This window comes from Pseudoalteromonas sp. P1-7a (assembly GCF_001401855.1).
Classification (GTDB): domain Bacteria; phylum Pseudomonadota; class Gammaproteobacteria; order Enterobacterales; family Alteromonadaceae; genus Pseudoalteromonas.
Genome location: NZ_LKDU01000036.1, coordinates 26127 through 41121 on the forward strand (window position 1 = coordinate 26127; position 14995 = coordinate 41121).

The 14995-nt window shown below is 41.8% G+C and carries 14 protein-coding genes, 1 tRNA gene and 1 pseudogene; 5 read left to right on the forward strand and 11 right to left on the reverse strand.

The features are described from left to right. Position 1: 1 nt before the first annotated feature. The 4 genes from alaS to ribA form a co-directional block, all read right to left on the reverse strand. A complete protein-coding gene (alaS, locus tag AN389_RS17300) occupies positions 2-2602 on the reverse strand; it encodes an alanine--tRNA ligase (protein ID WP_055020334.1) in 2601 nt (866 codons plus the stop codon). Between the two features lie 19 nt (positions 2603-2621). Then, entirely contained in the window at positions 2622-3074 is a 453-nt protein-coding gene (locus tag AN389_RS17305; protein ID WP_055016553.1) for a regulatory protein RecX, read from the reverse strand. Then, complete coding sequence (locus AN389_RS17310) at positions 3074-3862, reverse strand: BPSS1780 family membrane protein (RefSeq protein WP_055020335.1); 789 nt, start codon at positions 3860-3862, stop codon at positions 3074-3076. The genes AN389_RS17305 and AN389_RS17310 overlap by 1 nt, the downstream gene beginning before the upstream one ends. Before the next feature lie 80 nt (positions 3863-3942). Next, positions 3943-4566, reverse strand: a complete 624-nt coding sequence (gene ribA, locus AN389_RS17315) for a GTP cyclohydrolase II (RefSeq protein ID WP_055016555.1) — start codon at positions 4564-4566, stop codon at positions 3943-3945. Between the two features lie 249 nt (positions 4567-4815). Here ribA and AN389_RS17320 point away from each other — a divergent pair. After that, positions 4816-5040 (forward strand): annotated as a pseudogene (locus AN389_RS17320) (energy transducer TonB); the annotation flags it as partial. A 45-nt stretch (positions 5041-5085) separates the two neighbouring features. On the opposite strand, the gene AN389_RS17325 reads toward AN389_RS17320, so the two are convergent. Both AN389_RS17325 and AN389_RS17330 read right to left on the reverse strand, forming a co-directional pair. Next, positions 5086-5535 carry a low molecular weight protein-tyrosine-phosphatase gene (locus AN389_RS17325; protein ID WP_055020337.1) on the reverse strand — a complete coding sequence of 150 codons (450 nt, stop codon included), beginning with the start codon at positions 5533-5535 and terminating at the stop codon, positions 5086-5088. A gap of 33 nt (positions 5536-5568) precedes the next feature. Then, positions 5569-6075 carry a DUF3087 domain-containing protein gene (locus tag AN389_RS17330; RefSeq protein WP_055020338.1) on the reverse strand — a complete coding sequence of 169 codons (507 nt, stop codon included), beginning with the start codon at positions 6073-6075 and terminating at the stop codon, positions 5569-5571. Positions 6076-6220: 145 nt separating this feature from the next. Between AN389_RS17330 and AN389_RS17335 the strand changes: the two genes are divergently transcribed. The 4 genes from AN389_RS17335 (at position 6221) to AN389_RS17350 (ending at position 8839) form a co-directional block, all read left to right on the forward strand. Next, on the forward strand, positions 6221-6850 hold the full coding sequence (locus AN389_RS17335) for an energy transducer TonB (RefSeq protein WP_055020339.1): 630 nt from the start codon (positions 6221-6223) through the stop codon (positions 6848-6850). Between the two features lie 13 nt (positions 6851-6863). Then, on the forward strand, positions 6864-7430 hold the full coding sequence (locus AN389_RS17340) for a sigma-70 family RNA polymerase sigma factor (RefSeq protein WP_055020340.1): 567 nt from the start codon (positions 6864-6866) through the stop codon (positions 7428-7430). Continuing rightward, the gene (locus AN389_RS17345) at positions 7417-8040 is read left to right on the forward strand and encodes a hypothetical protein (protein ID WP_055020341.1); all 624 of its coding nucleotides are present in this window, start codon (positions 7417-7419) and stop codon (positions 8038-8040) included. The genes AN389_RS17340 and AN389_RS17345 overlap by 14 nt, the downstream gene beginning before the upstream one ends. Positions 8041-8329: 289 nt before the next feature. Beyond that, complete coding sequence (locus AN389_RS17350) at positions 8330-8839, forward strand: hypothetical protein (RefSeq protein ID WP_055020342.1); 510 nt, start codon at positions 8330-8332, stop codon at positions 8837-8839. A gap of 133 nt (positions 8840-8972) precedes the next feature. Here the strand turns inward: AN389_RS17350 and AN389_RS17355 are convergent, their stop codons facing one another. The 5 genes from AN389_RS17355 to AN389_RS17375 form a co-directional block, all read right to left on the reverse strand. After that, a complete protein-coding gene (locus AN389_RS17355) occupies positions 8973-9839 on the reverse strand; it encodes a hypothetical protein (RefSeq protein WP_055020346.1) in 867 nt (288 codons plus the stop codon). Between the two features lie 98 nt (positions 9840-9937). Continuing rightward, positions 9938-11314, reverse strand: a complete 1377-nt coding sequence (locus AN389_RS17360) for a Na+/H+ antiporter NhaC family protein (protein ID WP_055020343.1) — start codon at positions 11312-11314, stop codon at positions 9938-9940. A 186-nt stretch (positions 11315-11500) separates the two neighbouring features. After that, a complete protein-coding gene (gene pbp4b, locus AN389_RS17365) occupies positions 11501-13162 on the reverse strand; it encodes a penicillin binding protein PBP4B (protein WP_055020344.1) in 1662 nt (553 codons plus the stop codon). 9 nt (positions 13163-13171) lie between these two features. Beyond that, the gene (locus AN389_RS17370) at positions 13172-14347 is read right to left on the reverse strand and encodes an exo-beta-N-acetylmuramidase NamZ domain-containing protein (protein ID WP_055020345.1); all 1176 of its coding nucleotides are present in this window, start codon (positions 14345-14347) and stop codon (positions 13172-13174) included. A gap of 569 nt (positions 14348-14916) precedes the next feature. Continuing rightward, positions 14917-14993, reverse strand: a tRNA-Arg gene (locus AN389_RS17375). Positions 14994-14995: the final 2 nt, after the last annotated feature.

Sequence of the window (14995 nt, forward strand, 5' to 3'; positions counted from 1 at the left end):
CTTAAACTTTCTCGCTTATCCAGGCAGCCACGCTCTCAAGCGCAGCGTTTAAGTTTTCAGGCTGAGAGCCACCCGCTTGTGCCATATCAGGACGGCCGCCCCCTTTACCGCCTACTTGGCCGGCCATGTGGTTTACAAGCTCACCAGCTTTAACTTTACCGGTTAAATCTTTTGTTACACCGGCAATTAGGCTCACTTTTTCACCACTGGCAACACCTAGAGCAATAACACCTGAACCAATCTTGTTTTTAAGGTCGTCAACCATGCCACGAAGCGCTTTAGATTCAGTCCCTTCAACGTTTGCCACAAGTAGCTTAACGCCATTAATTTCAACAATCGAATCAAGTAAAGACGCACCTGCTGCACTGGCTAGCTTATCGTTAAGCTGTGCAATTTGCTTTTCAAGGCCTTTAGACTTTTCAAGAAGCGCAGTTACTTTTTCAAGTACCGATGCGCTATCACCTTTTACCAGCGCCGCTACATCGTTAAGCTGTTTTTCTTGCTCGCTCACATAGGCTACTGCATCTGCGCCGGTTACTGCTTCAATACGGCGTACGCCCGCAGCAATACCGCTTTCAGATACGATTTTAAATAAGCCAATATCACCAGCGCGCTCTACGTGCGTACCGCCACACAGTTCAATTGAGTAATCGCCAATGGTGACTACGCGTACTTCATCGTCGTACTTTTCACCAAACAGCGCCATTGCTCCTTTTGCTTTAGCGTCATCAATCGCCATTAGCTCAGTGTTCAAGGCAAAGTTACGACGAATTTCATCGTTAACTACACGCTCAATTTCACGTAGCTCTTCTTTAGTTACCGCTTCAAAGTGCGAGAAGTCAAAACGTAAACGATCAGGCTCAACCAGCGAGCCTTTTTGGCTTACGTGCTCACCTAATAATTGGCGCAGTGCTTCGTGTAAAATATGTGTAGCTGTGTGATTTTTCTTGATACGTTCACGGCGTGCATCATCAATAGTGGCATCTACTTTATCGTTAACCGCAATGCGCCCTTGTACGCTACCGTGGTGGGCAAACGCATTACCCAATTTAGTGGTATTAGTCACGCTAAACTCGCCACCAGCAACAGTAATGGTACCAGTATCGCCTGTTTGGCCACCCGATTCTGCATAAAATGGCGTGTGGTTAAGTACAACAATGCCTTGTTGGCCGTCTTCTAAAATAGAAACCGATTCACCATTTGCAAACACTTCTATTACTGTCGCGCTGTGATGTGTGCTGTCGTAGCCTTTAAACTCAGTGTGTTTTTCTGATTTTAACTGCTCGTTGTAATCGGCACCAAATTTACCCGCTTGCTGCGCTGTTTTACGCTGTACAGCCATGCACTCTTCAAAGCCTGCATGGTCTATTGTCATTTGGCGCTCACGGGCTACATCGGCTGTTAAGTCAGCCGGGAAACCATAGGTGTCGTATAGCTTAAATACTAAGTCACCAGGAATAACATCGCCTTTAAGCTCGCTTAGGCTTTCTTCTAAAATAGCTAAGCCACGCTCAAGTGTTTTACCAAATTGCTCTTCTTCGATGCGTAGTACTTTTTCGATAATCTCTTGCTGCTTTGCAAGCTCTGGATAGGCTTGGCCCATTTGCTCAATAAGCGCAGCTACTAATTTGTAGAAAAACGCGCCTTGTGCACCAAGCTTGTTACCATGGCGAACAGCACGGCGAATAATACGACGAAGTACATAACCACGGCCTTCGTTTGATGGCATAACACCATCAGAAATTAAAAACGCACACGAACGAATATGATCCGCCACTACGCGAAGTGACTTATCGTTCATGTCTTGTGCGTTAGTTACGCTTGCCGCAGCTGCAATTAAGCCTTGAAACAAGTCGATTTCGTAGTTTGAATGCACACCTTGTAAAATGGCAGCAATACGCTCAAGGCCCATACCTGTATCAACAGATTGTTTAGGCAGCGGCTCCATAGTCCCGTCGCTTTGACGGTTGTACTGCATAAATACCAGGTTCCAAATTTCGATAAAGCGGTCGCCATCTTCTTCAGGCGAGCCCGGAGGACCACCCCAAATGTGCTCACCGTGATCGTAAAATATTTCAGAACATGGGCCACACGGGCCAGTATCACCCATTGACCAAAAGTTATCTGAGGTAGCAATACGAATAATACGATCTTCGCTTAGGCCAATATCGTTGTGCCAAAAGCCAAATGCATCTTCATCGTCGTGGTAAATAGTAACAAGTAGTTTTTCTTGTGGTAATTTAACAACCTCTGTTAAAAACTCCCACGCAAACTTAATAGCGTCTTGTTTAAAGTAATCGCCAAAACTAAAGTTACCTAGCATTTCAAAAAATGTATGGTGACGCGCTGTGTAACCTACGTTTTCTAAATCGTTATGTTTACCACCTGCACGCACACAACGCTGTGCACTTGTAGCACGCGTGTAAGGGCGAGTTTCGGCGCCTAAAAACACATCTTTAAAAGGAACCATGCCGGCATTGTTAAATAACAACGTGGCATCGTTACCCGGAATAAGTGAAGCCGATTGGACAATTTGGTGCTGTTTGCTGGCAAAAAAGTCTAAAAACTGTTGCCTAAGTTGTGCCGTAGTCATGTGCTGCATGTGAAAATCTCACCTGTATTTACTGTGCTTGCATTGCAAAATCAATTTCATCGTAGCTAAATCCTCGGTACATTAAGTAGCGCACGCGCTTGGCCTTATCTTTATACTCGAGGTTTGCCGGTGTAGTGGAATACTTTTTGTTGTACGCTTCCTGCGCAAGCTCAAACCAGTCTATTTCAAGCTCTTCAACCACCCTTTCAAGTAGTGAACGGTCAATCCCTTTGCCTATGGCTTCGCTTTGAATGCGCTTTAAGCCATGGCCTTTAAAAATGTGTTTTCTAACAAACCCTTCGCAGTAGCGTTGCTCGTTAATAAAATTGTGCTCTTCACACCAATTAAGCAGGGTTTCTATAAACTCGTCGCTGGCTTCTTTTTGTTGAAGCTTAAAGGTTAACTCGCGGCGCGAATACTCTTGGCGCCCAAGTAACCACAGTACATAGTTTTTAAGCTTTTGCTTTAACTTATCATCCATTAAGCGTCAAAGCGCCCGCTTTGTTCACTGCTAAGTGGCTTAATGTTACTGTCGTCACTTGGCGGTACAACTGGCATAAAAATAGCCTGATAAGATACAAAAAAGCTAATGTAGCAAATTGGCATTAAAATCAACAGCGGTAAGAACGATAAGAACATAGAAAGCGCCATAAATAGTATACAAATAATGCCAAACACACTTAGCGCAAATAAGTTATGGTAAAAAACTAATAATGAATTTTTGAGCGCCGTTAAAATACGCTTTTCTTTACTAAAATAAATAAGCGGTACCGCGTAAGCAAACGCCATTAAGTATACCGCCATTGCCACTAAAAATAGCACCACGCTTGCACCCGAAATACTATTTAAGGTTTGCTCAAGCGCAACGTTAGGATCAAGTCCTTCTTGGCTCATAATAGCCACGGCATCAGCAAATAAGCCATTGGCTAACAAGGCCATTAAAATACCCGCACCCATTTGGTAAAGCGCTAAACGTAATAGCCCTAAACGGTTTCCTTTTGCGCTAAAAGGTTTAAGTATGTCGGCCAGCATAATTTTACCGCCTTGCTGCTTGCTAAGTACCGCTTGGTAAAAACCGGCGGTTAAAAAAGGCGTAGCAAGAGCTGCTACAACTTGCAGTAAAGGTAAAAATAACGACAGTAAGCCAACTATGCCTATTAATAAGTGCATAACTACAAAAGTAAATGGCTGGGTTTTAAAAATATGCCAACCGGCTTTAAACCACTTTAGCCCGGCATCGGCTTTAAAAATTCGTAATTCGTTAGACATACTGGCTCTTAGATTAAACAAAACACGCCAAGTATAACTTGGCGTGTGGGGGGATTAACAGACACTACATGATTAAATAGTTAAGGTTTTTTAATTTTTTTAATATCTAACATATGCGCGCCGTGTTTAATTTTGGTTTCTAGGTACGCTTTGTTACCTGTAAGCCCTGCTTTAATGTGCGCATGGGTGCCAATAACCGTATCTACTTCAATGCCAGCATCTTTTAATGCATTAAGCTTTTTAGGGTTATTGGTCATTAATTTAACGTGGTTTAAATTAAGTGCGTTAAGCATTAATACCGCATCCGAAAAATCACGCAAGTCATCGGCAAAGCCTAAGTGATTGTTAGCCTCGTAGGTGTTCATACCTTGTGATTGCAGTACGTAAGCGTCAATTTTATTATATAAACCAATGCCACGGCCTTCTTGGCGCAAATACAATAACACGCCGCCTTGTTCGTGCATCATTTCAATACACTCATTTAGCTGCTCGCCGCAATCGCAACGCGATGAATGAAACACATCACCGGTTAAACATTCAGAGTGCATGCGAATAAGCGGCACAGACTGCTGTGAGTCGGCATTGTTAAACACAAATGCAACGTGTTCTTGGCCGTCTTTTAAGCCACTAAAAGACACTATTTCTGCGGGAATATCACTATTTTTGCCAACATTTAGCTGGGCTCTTGCTCTTACTTGCGCCACGACAAATCCAAATAATTAAATAACTACGACACCATGAGGTGATAATATCACAAACGTTTAAATTTAGATCGTAGTACAACATAGTTTATGGCAAATATATGGCGACGGCAGCCACTGTTTTCAATATTTACTCGTAATAAAAGTACAGCCTTGAACAGCGACTGCACTTACCTAAAAAGGTGACAATCAAACTCTGCTTTGCTATTTTAAATTTACTTCACAATTGTGTTTTGAGCTTATTAATGTAAAAACAAAGCGCGCCAAATGCGAGACGGCATCGTGGTTGTTGAATTTGACGTAGATACCGCAGGCTTTGTTAAAAACCCAGAGGTAGTTAGCTCACAAGGGGGTAAAGAGTTTGAAAGGTCGGCACTTAGCGCACTTAAAAAGTGGCGTTATGCACCAAAATTTGAAAACGGCCAACCTGTAGTTGCAAGTACACAAGTACAGCTCGACTTTAAAATAGCCAGATAACACGCAAGGTATTAAATCGCGTCTTTTTTGTTCAGGTAGTTTTATTCAAAGCTTTGCGAGTATTTTATCGCTGGCGGCTTCTATTAAATCGAGCACATTTTCAAAGCCGTCATCGCCGCCGTAGTATGGGTCGGGTATGGCGCTTTGGCTTTGCTCGCCGTATTCTAAAAACAATGCCAGCTTGTAATGTAAATGGGTGGGGCACTTTGCTTTTAAATCAGCTAAATTTTGTGTGTCGGCTGCTAAAATTAAATCAAACTCAGTAAAATCGCTGCTGCGCACTGGGCGCGAAAAAATTCCTTTAAAGCTATAACCGCGTTTTTCTCCAGCAGCCATTGAACGGCTATCTGGTGTTTTACCTTCGTGATAACCAATAGTCCCTGCCGAGTCTACTTTTACCTCTACACCTAATTTTTTAGCGCGCGCTTTTAACACCGCCTCTGCTGTTGGCGAGCGGCAAATATTACCTAAACACACTATAAGTACTTTTTTCATTAGAGCTCCTTTCGCTAATTTAATAACCTAGGCTTAAAACTGTTTTAATATAGACTCATTATAGTCATCGGCATTTAAAGTCAGGTTATACTTACTCGCCACACTATCAAGCTCTGCTTGTTTTATAGCTAACTCGTCCATGGTGATGGTGTTATCGTCAAGCTGCCATAAAAGCCGCGAGCCCGCATAACTATAATGAATCGCTAACAGTGCATCGGCATTACCTTCACGCCCTGCTGCTTTTAGTTTTGGCATTTTGCGGGTTATTTTATTAAGCGATTGTTTTAGCTCCCACACGTACACTACTTCGGTCATAAAACTATGGGTACGGTATTTATTTAACAGCCAGCCAATCGCCAAACTAGTTATAACAACACCGGTTAAATTCCAATGAAAATGGCTCCCGCTTTCATCAGGAAATAGCGCAATTAATGTTTGCGATATCGCCAAGCTGCCAACAGCTAAACCCGCTGCACAACCTACAATTACCCGATTTAAATGCTTACGGTAACGTGCTTTATCTATTTGTATGAGTTGCATAACAGCCTAAAAATTTATAAGTAAAAGAATACAAAACGCTATTGTAACTAAACCCCGCAATTTTTATAAAACTATTTAACCCCTTTTTGATTTGCCCCCCGTTATAGCTTTTAAATAACCCAAATAAGTTTACTCGGAGCGGCTTATGCACACACTTGAAGTACCCAATAACTCAGCATTTATTAAAACATCAACCGCCGTAATTGGCGGCGCAGTAATGACCTTTGCGGCTTTTGCGTTTATGCAATATTTAATATCTGGCGAGCAGCGCGCACCTATTAAACCCGGCGGCGATATTATTGTAGAGATTTTTCAAGTCCCAGAGGATTCACAAGTAAATCAAAAACCAAAAATACAGCCGCCACCGCCGGTACCAAAAACACCGCCTAAGGCACCACCCATAGATACCGCAAACGACCCTGTAATTGCTATAAACGAAGTAATGCCGGTCACTATTGACGATTTTGGTGATGATATAAATAGCACCATTAGCCGCCCTACTGGGGATGCAACGCCCATAGTGCGCATAAACCCTAAATACCCAACATCTGCTGCTCGCGATGGCATTGAAGGCTGGGTACAACTTAGCTTTAGCATTTCGCCCACCGGCGAAGTAATAAACCCAGTAGTGATTAACGCAGAGCCAAAACGCACCTTTGACCGCGAAGCAATAAGAGCCATTAAACGCTGGAAATATCGCCCCAAAGTAATTGAAGGTGTGGCACAATTACAAACAGGTCAAACCGTACAGCTCGATTTTAAATTACAACAATAAAAGCGATGAGCCTATGCTACTAAGTATTAAGTCATGGTTATTTGAAACGCCAAGCAAGGATTGCATGGCAAGCTACGCAAAAAGTGGCGACAATCGTCACTTAGAGCAGCTTATTGCCTTATACAGTAACGATTTATATCACTACCTAGTAACGCAATCTAATACACATTTAGCATACGACGTAAGCCAACAAATATGGCTAAAGGTAATCGAAAAACGCCACCTTTACCAAGCGCAAACCACGCCAAAAGCCTGGTTATTTAAACTCGCGCGCAACACACTCATAGACGAATACCGCAAACAGCAGCGCTTTGTAGAGCTTGACGAAAACACTCATCTACCCGCGCAGCAAAATGAGCAAAGCAATCACATTAGCAATATAAGTTATCAAGCATTCGATAGTGCACTTAAACAGCTAAGCTTTGTACAACGCGAAGCCATTACCTTGCAACAAGAAGGCTTTAGCCTTACCGACATAGCGCTTATAACCCAAAGCAACCATGAAAGCGTAAAAACGCGCTTGCGCTATGCCAAACAAAACCTTAAACGTTTATTAGGAGCAAACAATGAACAAGCCTGATGAGCAGTTTGACCAAAAGCTCACTCAACACTACAAAGAGCGAAAAGCACGCACCACACTCACTGCTTCGCAGCAAAAAGCGTTACTTAATAAAGCCACGCACACAAAGCCTAAAAAGTTCGGCTTTACACTACAGCTTGCAAGCCTCGCCTGCGCACTGGGCGTGTTCGCATTTATTGTGTTTGATAGCAGCAATGGCGTTATTCACGCGCCAAAAACCGTGCTTAACAGCTCATTTAAGACTATAGACATTCACGACTACTCAATTATAAAAACTCACGAAATAACCCCATCAGGCAGTTACACAAGCGCTATTACCGAGCAAAAACATGCACTCGACACTCAACACGCCAATAACTTACGCTTACACCAACAACGCCACATAGAATACGGCACGCTCGTAAAGGTTGATAACGACTGGTTCATAGCCAGCTGTAATGACGAGGTACTGGTACAAATTAAGCAATCACTGCTCAGTGATTTAAAGGGTAAACATGCGGTAGAAAGTGGTCTAAATACGGGTGATATGCTGGCTATGGCGCATAACGGTAAAGGGCAGATTGTAGCACTTAAACATGCGGGTGCTGGAGTTAGGCAGTGTGGGGCTTAGGTGGTTTAGCTCAGTTAATGTTGGTGGTAATTTAGATAAATTACCACCGAGAACACAGAGGCGCTTCGCGCTGCACTGAGGGGAGATTAAAAATAGCTATTTTTATCCCTCATCATTATTTAAAGCTTCGAGCAGTGCTCAATAAAAGTTAGAAAACAGTCAGTCTCATTTGGGTTCTTGTTTACAGAAGGTATATCCACTTTTTATGTACGTTATTTTAGTTCTTTGGATGTATGCGTTGTAAAGGTATAATTTTATTTAACTTTTAGTTTAAATTTAAGAAAGAAATATGAAAAAGCTACTTTTACTCTTTTTTGCAATTTATACATTTTACTGCTCGTTTGTGCAGGCTGAGGCTTTAGTGAAGAACGTATTTGTAGTACCGGTTGAAAAGCGCTTTGAAAACTTTACCTTAGTTAAAGTAAACCCTAAATACACAGTTCTCGATTACAAAGCACTTATGTCTGCTCGGGAGTTTATTCAAAATAGCTTAGGCACAACATGGCCTGCTGATAACTTTACTTTGGATGAAAACACACAAACATTAGAAAATGATTTAATCGCATTTGATAATAAAGAGTCTTTTACTTTCCATGTAATAAATAACAATAAAACGAAAGTGATTGGCTGCATTTACATTTCAGGTGCCGCTAGTGATAAGTTTGACGCCACCGTGTTTAGTTGGGTCGCTAAAGAGCATATTGCAACACCACTTTTTACCGAATTAAAAACGAACGTTGAAACATGGATTAAAAACGAATGGCCTTTTGTAAACGTTGATTACTCACTTAATAATTAATATCCATATTCGATGATCCCTAATAAAAAGCCTGCGATTAAGCAGGCTTTGAGTATTTAAATAATCAAATTTTATAACACTATTATGTTTGTTACTAAGTATGCTAAAAACGTAAGGTCAGCACCAAATTACGTTATCTGATGATTTGCGGCTTAACGCTACTCAAGTCCAAATGAATCGTCATTTCTACATTCTCAGGTTCTACAGCAACATCACTTAAACCTGTTCTAGTAAAATATTCTTCGAAGCCCTGCTGGTATTCAGGAAAAACCTGCGTATACGCAGTAATAAATAAACTCAGCTTTTTAGCTATAGTTGGATACTTAGCAGCAAGTCCCCGTAATTTTTCAGGTTCAGCAAAAGCAAATTCAGCATAAATATTAAAGTCGTTCTCAATATTAGTTTTACCGTAGGTAGATAGAAAGCCATTTTTATAATCAGGCCCCATATTTCTATCTTGCGTTAACGCCTCATAGTTTGAGGAAGCAGGACTCCAACTTTCAGGCAACAGACCTTGCCATGCAATATTAACAAAAGGGGAGCGTAAATAAATTAAAGAACTGAGCTCGTGATGAACTCCCCGTAACGAATTTTCATAATTGAAGTTAGTACCGTTCTTATCTGAGATATTTGATAATATTATAGAATTTCTTGAATATGTTCCCCCCGCTTCAGCCCCCTCAATAAGCATAGGCCCTGAAATATAAATAGCATTAATAAATTTGGAAACAAAACCTTCAGGATAAACCTCCAACGCGGTTTCAATACCATCAAGTGACTCTGAAGAATCCTTCAAAGAAGTGCTTTGCATTTCAAGTGTAGGTGGGTTGCCTCCAACTCCTAAAAATTGTTCAGGGAAAAATAAACGAGTATCGCCAGCTTTAATATCGAGCTGGTATGTTTTTGCTAACCTATTAGATTGCTCTGTTTCACTTTCTTGGTAAAAGCATGAGTTCAAAAACAATAAAAAACTAAAAAGGACAAAAGCTTTATTTTTCATTTTAACAATCCTTGTTTTATGCCCTAAAAAAGCCTGCATATTTGCAGGCTTTTAAGGCATTTTATAATTAATTAAAACTCAGTATTTACAATACGTTTTTATAACACAATTATGCTTGTTACTAAGTACGCTATAAACGTGAGTGCGCCGCCAAATAATGCGTACGGTAGCTGTGTTTTAACGTGGGTGAGTAAGTCACAACCCGAGGCAAGAGCCGATACGGCGCTGGTGTCGGATATAGGCGAGCAGTGATCGCCAAATATGCCCCCCCCCAAAATAGCACCCACTACAAGTGAAGGCGGTAGGCCAAGCTCTTGAATAAGTGGTACGCCAATAGGAATGAGTATGGCAAATGTGCCCCACGATGTACCCGTAGTAAACGACATAACCGCGCCTGTTAAAAACAGCACAGGTACAATTAGGTAAATGGGTAAGTAGTCGCCTACTAGCGATGCGACAAATACGCCGGTACCTAGCTCTTTTAAGCTTGCGCCCAGTGTAAGTGAAAGCAATACAATACTTACCAATGGTAATAGCTCGCCCATGCCTTTAAAGCCGGTGTCTACTAATTGATGGTGGGTAAATTGGCGCGAGCTGATCATTAAAACGTAGGCAACAATAATGGCAAGCACCGTTGCGTATAATACTGATTTAGAGCCGCTCCCTTCTGCTAATACTCCGTTACCAGTGTAAAACATAAAGCCTACCATGCTTACAATTAAGGTAAGCAGTGGCACTAGCATAAAGCGCGCTTTAGAGCCTTTTACTTCTTCTTTTAGGTCGGTTTTTTGCAGCTCTAGCTTTTGCTCGGCCTCTTTCATTGGGCCGTGTACTTTATCAAACGCGATGGTGTAAAACACAATGACTAAGGTGATAATGGCGTAAAAGTTATATCCTACGCTGCCCCATAAAATAGAAACTGCCGATTCGCTTAGCTCATAATTGCCAAGTAACCCCAGCACAAATGCGCCCCAGCCGTTAAGTAATATTAAAATACATACCGGTGCACTGGTGCTATCAATAATGTAAGCAAGACGCGCTCGGCTCATTTTAAATTTGTCGAACAGGCCGCGCGATACAATGCCAGAGGTTAATACACTTAGGTTTGATTCTATAAATACCGCGATGCCGGTAAACATGGTTAAAAAGCCTACTTGGCGCTTACTTTTTGCAATGCCTTTGTTCATTAGCATATTAACGGTGGCTGCTACGCCACCTGATTCGCGAATGTAGGCAAGCAAGGCACCAATCATAATACTAAATATTAAAATGCGGGTGTTACCTGGCGAGCTGGCTACCGATATTATGCGCTCAATGGTATTTAAAAATGTAGCAAATAAGGTATTACCCTCGCCTTGTATTGCGAGTAAAAGTTCTGATGAAGCCACGGCCACCAAAAGTGCCATTATTACTTCTTTTCGCCAAAACACGATGGCGATAGCAATGAGCGGCGGTAATATAGAATACCAAGACATAAATTAACCTTTATTAATAGCGAAGTGCGTTCGCTTATTCACGTTGAAACGCTTATTTTGCAAGCCGTTTTAAAAATATGGCCTGAATTTGTAAACCGCTTAGCTTAATGGATTGGCTTAGTTAAGTCACCTGCAAATAAATCACTTAAGGTACTGCACTTAGGCCATTTTAACCTAAACGATAATTTATTGATTTAGTAGTGCTTCGTAAATAAGCGATACCACCGAGCCATATTGCGCGGTCTCGTATTGTTTGCCCAAAAATTGGTAATGTTTTTGGGTACCTTTTATTGGTGTATGGCGCGCATTGGTCAATAAAATAATGGCTAAATCGTAGGTTGGATCAATAACCGTAACTGTGCCCGTCCAACCAGTGTGGCCATACGCTTGTGCACTTGCGTAAGGGCCAAAGTGCCAACGCCTAGCTTGATTGTTACCTGCAAGCCTGAAACCAAGGCCGTAGGTTTCGTTGTTTAATTGTGGCGTTAAAAACTGCGCTAAGGTTGATGCGCTAAACAACTGGGTATTGCCAAAACCACCTTGGTTTAATAGCACTTGGCAAAGCACCGCTAAATCGGGCGCATTACTAAATAAACCCGCATGCCCTGCTACGCCATCAAACGAGTAAAATGCCCGCTCGTCGTGCACTTCGCCTTGCAAAACATTAGTGCGAATATTATCAAACTCTATACGCCCATCGCGGGTATTACCGCTAAGCTCGGTAGCTGCAAATTCAGCGCGTTTAAAGCCCTTTTTAAGTGGGTTAAATACCGTATTGGTTAGTTTAAGTGGGGCGTAAATGTGTTGCTCTAGGTAGTCATCAAGTGGTTGCTTGGTTATGCGCTCGACCAGTACGCCTAAAATCATGTAATCAATATCGGAGTAAACGGCTTGTGCGGGGTATTTATTGCTCAGCGGTACTTGCGTCAGTAACAGCTGCTTTGTGGTTTGGCTATTTTGTGAAAAATACGCCTCGCCATTTTTAGTGCTTTTTCGATGAAAATCAAACACTGGCGGGTAACCCGCGGTATGTGTGAGTAAGTCTTTTACTGTACGCAGCTCGCGCCCTTCACCTTTGTATTCGGGTAAGTAACTTTGCACGGGTTTGTTTATATTTAAAAGCCCTTCGCTTACTAGTTTCATAAGGGCAAAGTTAGTGGTAAATATTTTAGTGTTAGAGGCTAAATCAAACAAAGTGTGTGTTTGCATTGGCTCTGGGCGTAGTAGCATTAAATCACTTTGTTGGTACTGCTTGGCATCGCCATAGGCGCTAAGCTTTATGAGTTCGCCACTTTTTACAACGGCCAATACCGCCCCTGGAAAACCTGCTTTTACGTCTTTTTCTATCAAGGCATCTACTTGGCTAAAGTCTATATTACTTTGCACGGCAGTATTTAACGTAGGAAACTCAAAGCGTAAAGTAAGGCTTGCGCCTTTAGGCTTAATATTTTCAACTTTAAATGTGTTTACCCCGTTATGAGTGCGCCTTGCGAGCGAATACTCGTATAAAGTATTCTCGGCTAGTTGGTTGGTAATATTAAGCTTTTGGTTGTTTATAAAAATATCGGCGCTTATTGCATTATTATTTTGAATTAATAACTGCCCTCGCCCTTTGTACGCTTTAAATGTGCCACGGTTATTTACGTATTCACGGCTGCTTGGGTTAGCCTCAGGAAAAGTGGCAATAACTTGGGCGTTTGGAAGCGTTACTAATTTACTTTGTTTAAGCTCACTTTCTTTAAAATTATTAGCCTTGTTACTACTACACGCTGCAAGTAAAAGACCCGTAATTGCTAATAAGGTGGCTTTAAAATAGGTGCTTGTTGTTGTGTTTATTACTAACGCCATTTATAACCCTTAGTTGTACAGTAAATATGGCGCGCGTTGCTTTTTAAATGCTGCAAGCCCTTGCTCCCAACTTTGCTTTATTTGTGCCTCTGATTGCCCTGCTTCAATAGCTAAACGTAGTTTATTAGTGCCAGCCAGTTTATCCATAAAATCAGCGCGTTCAAAAAAGGTAATATTATTTTTAGATAATTGATTATAAGCCGTAATCAAGTAACTTAAATCAAGCCCGCGCGTGTCTGCTGTGCGTAAATCGAGCCCTTTTACCATGATATTTTTAAATTTAGGGTTTGCAGCTGCACCTTTAATAGAGCGTGGAGTAAAACTAAAATCCCCAAGCGCAACGGGCGAATAGCCCATTACCTGAAACGCAAAGTCGGTGCCTCTGCCAATACTTACTGGCGTTGCCTCAAAAAAGCACAGCGACGGGTAAAGCGCAATTGATTGATCGTTCGGTAAGTTAGGGCTGGGTTTTACAGGTAAACTATAGGATGTTGAGCGCGTGTAATGATCAACCGGGATCACCGTCAGCTTTAAATCAGCCGCTTTATTGATCCAGCTTTCGCCTTTGATCATTTTTGCAAGCTCGCCTACCGTCATACCGTGCAACACGGGGATTGGGTGCATGCCTACAAACGATTTAAATTGGCGCTCAAGTATGGGCCCATCAACGTAGGCAATATTGGGGTTTGGCCTATCAAGCACAATAAATTTAATACCTTGCTCCGCTGCGGCCTCCATCATGTAATGCATAGAACTTATGTAGGTATAAAAGCGTACGCCCACATCTTGAATATCAAAAATAATAACATCTACATTGCTAAGGGCTTCGGCGCTTGGCTTTTTGTTTTTGCCATAAATAGAAATAAGCGGGATACCGGTTTTGCTATCAACTGCATTTTTAACATGGGCACCGGCATCGTGATCGCCCCTAAAGCCATGCTCAGGTGCAAAAGTTTTAGTTATGTTTATATTTTTAGTGAGTAAAGCATCGACCAAGTGCGTGTTAGCAACAAGTGATGTTTGGTTTACCACAAGCCCAACACGTTTATTTTGTAGCTGCGGCAAATAATGTTTGTATTGAGCAGCGCCAACAACGGGGGAATTTTGCGCTTCGCTTTGCTTAGCGCTTACATTAAGTAAGCTGCTAAATAATAATACAAAGGTGATAAATACGGCTTTAAACATACAGCAAGATCCTTTTAAACTAGGCGTTTAAAATACCACAGCTTAAGTTAAAGAGCAGTGAATGGTTTTAGGCTTCTCATTTATTCCTCTTTTACTTCTCTTTGTCCTGTTACTTTTTAAGACTAATGATTCACAAAGAGGTTAAGAGGCGCTGCGCTTCTAACGTGAGCAAGCTCTACGTCTACGCTGAAATTTTTAGCAGGGGTGTTTGCTTGACTTAACTGATAGCTGATAGCTGAAAGCTTTCTCAAAATTCAGGCACAAAAAAACCGACTTAATGTCGGCATATGTTTGAAAGTGGTGGGCGCAGGACGTCTCTTCTAAGAGTGAACCTCTGACCGCTTGGTTCGCAGTAAGCTACTTTATCTATATCTACGCTTTACTTTATTTCAGACACAAAAAAACCGACTTAATGTCGGCATATGTTTGAAAGTGATGGGCGCAGGACGTCTCTTCTAAGAGTGAACCTCAGACTGCTTGGTTCGCAGTAAGCTACTTTATCTATATCTACGCTTTACTTTATTTCAGGCACAAAAAAACCGACGCTTATGTCGGCTTATCTATGAAAGTGGTGGGCGCAGGAGGATTCGAACCTCCGACCGCCTGGTTCGTAGCCAGGTACTCTATCCAGCTGAGCTATGCGCCCAC

What these genes read in the sequence shown, in the direction of transcription:
- AN389_RS17370 (WP_055020345.1), bottom strand. Translation starts at nt 14,347, where the DNA reads ATGTTTAAAGCCGTATTTATCACCTTTGTATTATTATTTAGCAGCTTA.
- AN389_RS17310 (WP_055020335.1), bottom strand. Translation starts at nt 3,862, where the DNA reads ATGTCTAACGAATTACGAATTTTTAAAGCCGATGCCGGGCTAAAGTGG.
- AN389_RS17330 (WP_055020338.1), bottom strand. Translation starts at nt 6,075, where the DNA reads ATGCAACTCATACAAATAGATAAAGCACGTTACCGTAAGCATTTAAAT.
- pbp4b (WP_055020344.1), bottom strand. Translation starts at nt 13,162, where the DNA reads ATGGCGTTAGTAATAAACACAACAACAAGCACCTATTTTAAAGCCACC.
- AN389_RS17350 (WP_055020342.1), top strand. Translation starts at nt 8,330, where the DNA reads ATGAAAAAGCTACTTTTACTCTTTTTTGCAATTTATACATTTTACTGC.
- AN389_RS17325 (WP_055020337.1), bottom strand. Translation starts at nt 5,535, where the DNA reads ATGAAAAAAGTACTTATAGTGTGTTTAGGTAATATTTGCCGCTCGCCA.
- AN389_RS17345 (WP_055020341.1), top strand. Translation starts at nt 7,417, where the DNA reads ATGAACAAGCCTGATGAGCAGTTTGACCAAAAGCTCACTCAACACTAC.
- AN389_RS17355 (WP_055020346.1), bottom strand. Translation starts at nt 9,839, where the DNA reads ATGAAAAATAAAGCTTTTGTCCTTTTTAGTTTTTTATTGTTTTTGAAC.
- alaS (WP_055020334.1), bottom strand. Translation starts at nt 2,602, where the DNA reads ATGCAGCACATGACTACGGCACAACTTAGGCAACAGTTTTTAGACTTT.
- AN389_RS17340 (WP_055020340.1), top strand. Translation starts at nt 6,864, where the DNA reads ATGCTACTAAGTATTAAGTCATGGTTATTTGAAACGCCAAGCAAGGAT.
- AN389_RS17360 (WP_055020343.1), bottom strand. Translation starts at nt 11,314, where the DNA reads ATGTCTTGGTATTCTATATTACCGCCGCTCATTGCTATCGCCATCGTG.
- AN389_RS17335 (WP_055020339.1), top strand. Translation starts at nt 6,221, where the DNA reads ATGCACACACTTGAAGTACCCAATAACTCAGCATTTATTAAAACATCA.
- AN389_RS17305 (WP_055016553.1), bottom strand. Translation starts at nt 3,074, where the DNA reads ATGGATGATAAGTTAAAGCAAAAGCTTAAAAACTATGTACTGTGGTTA.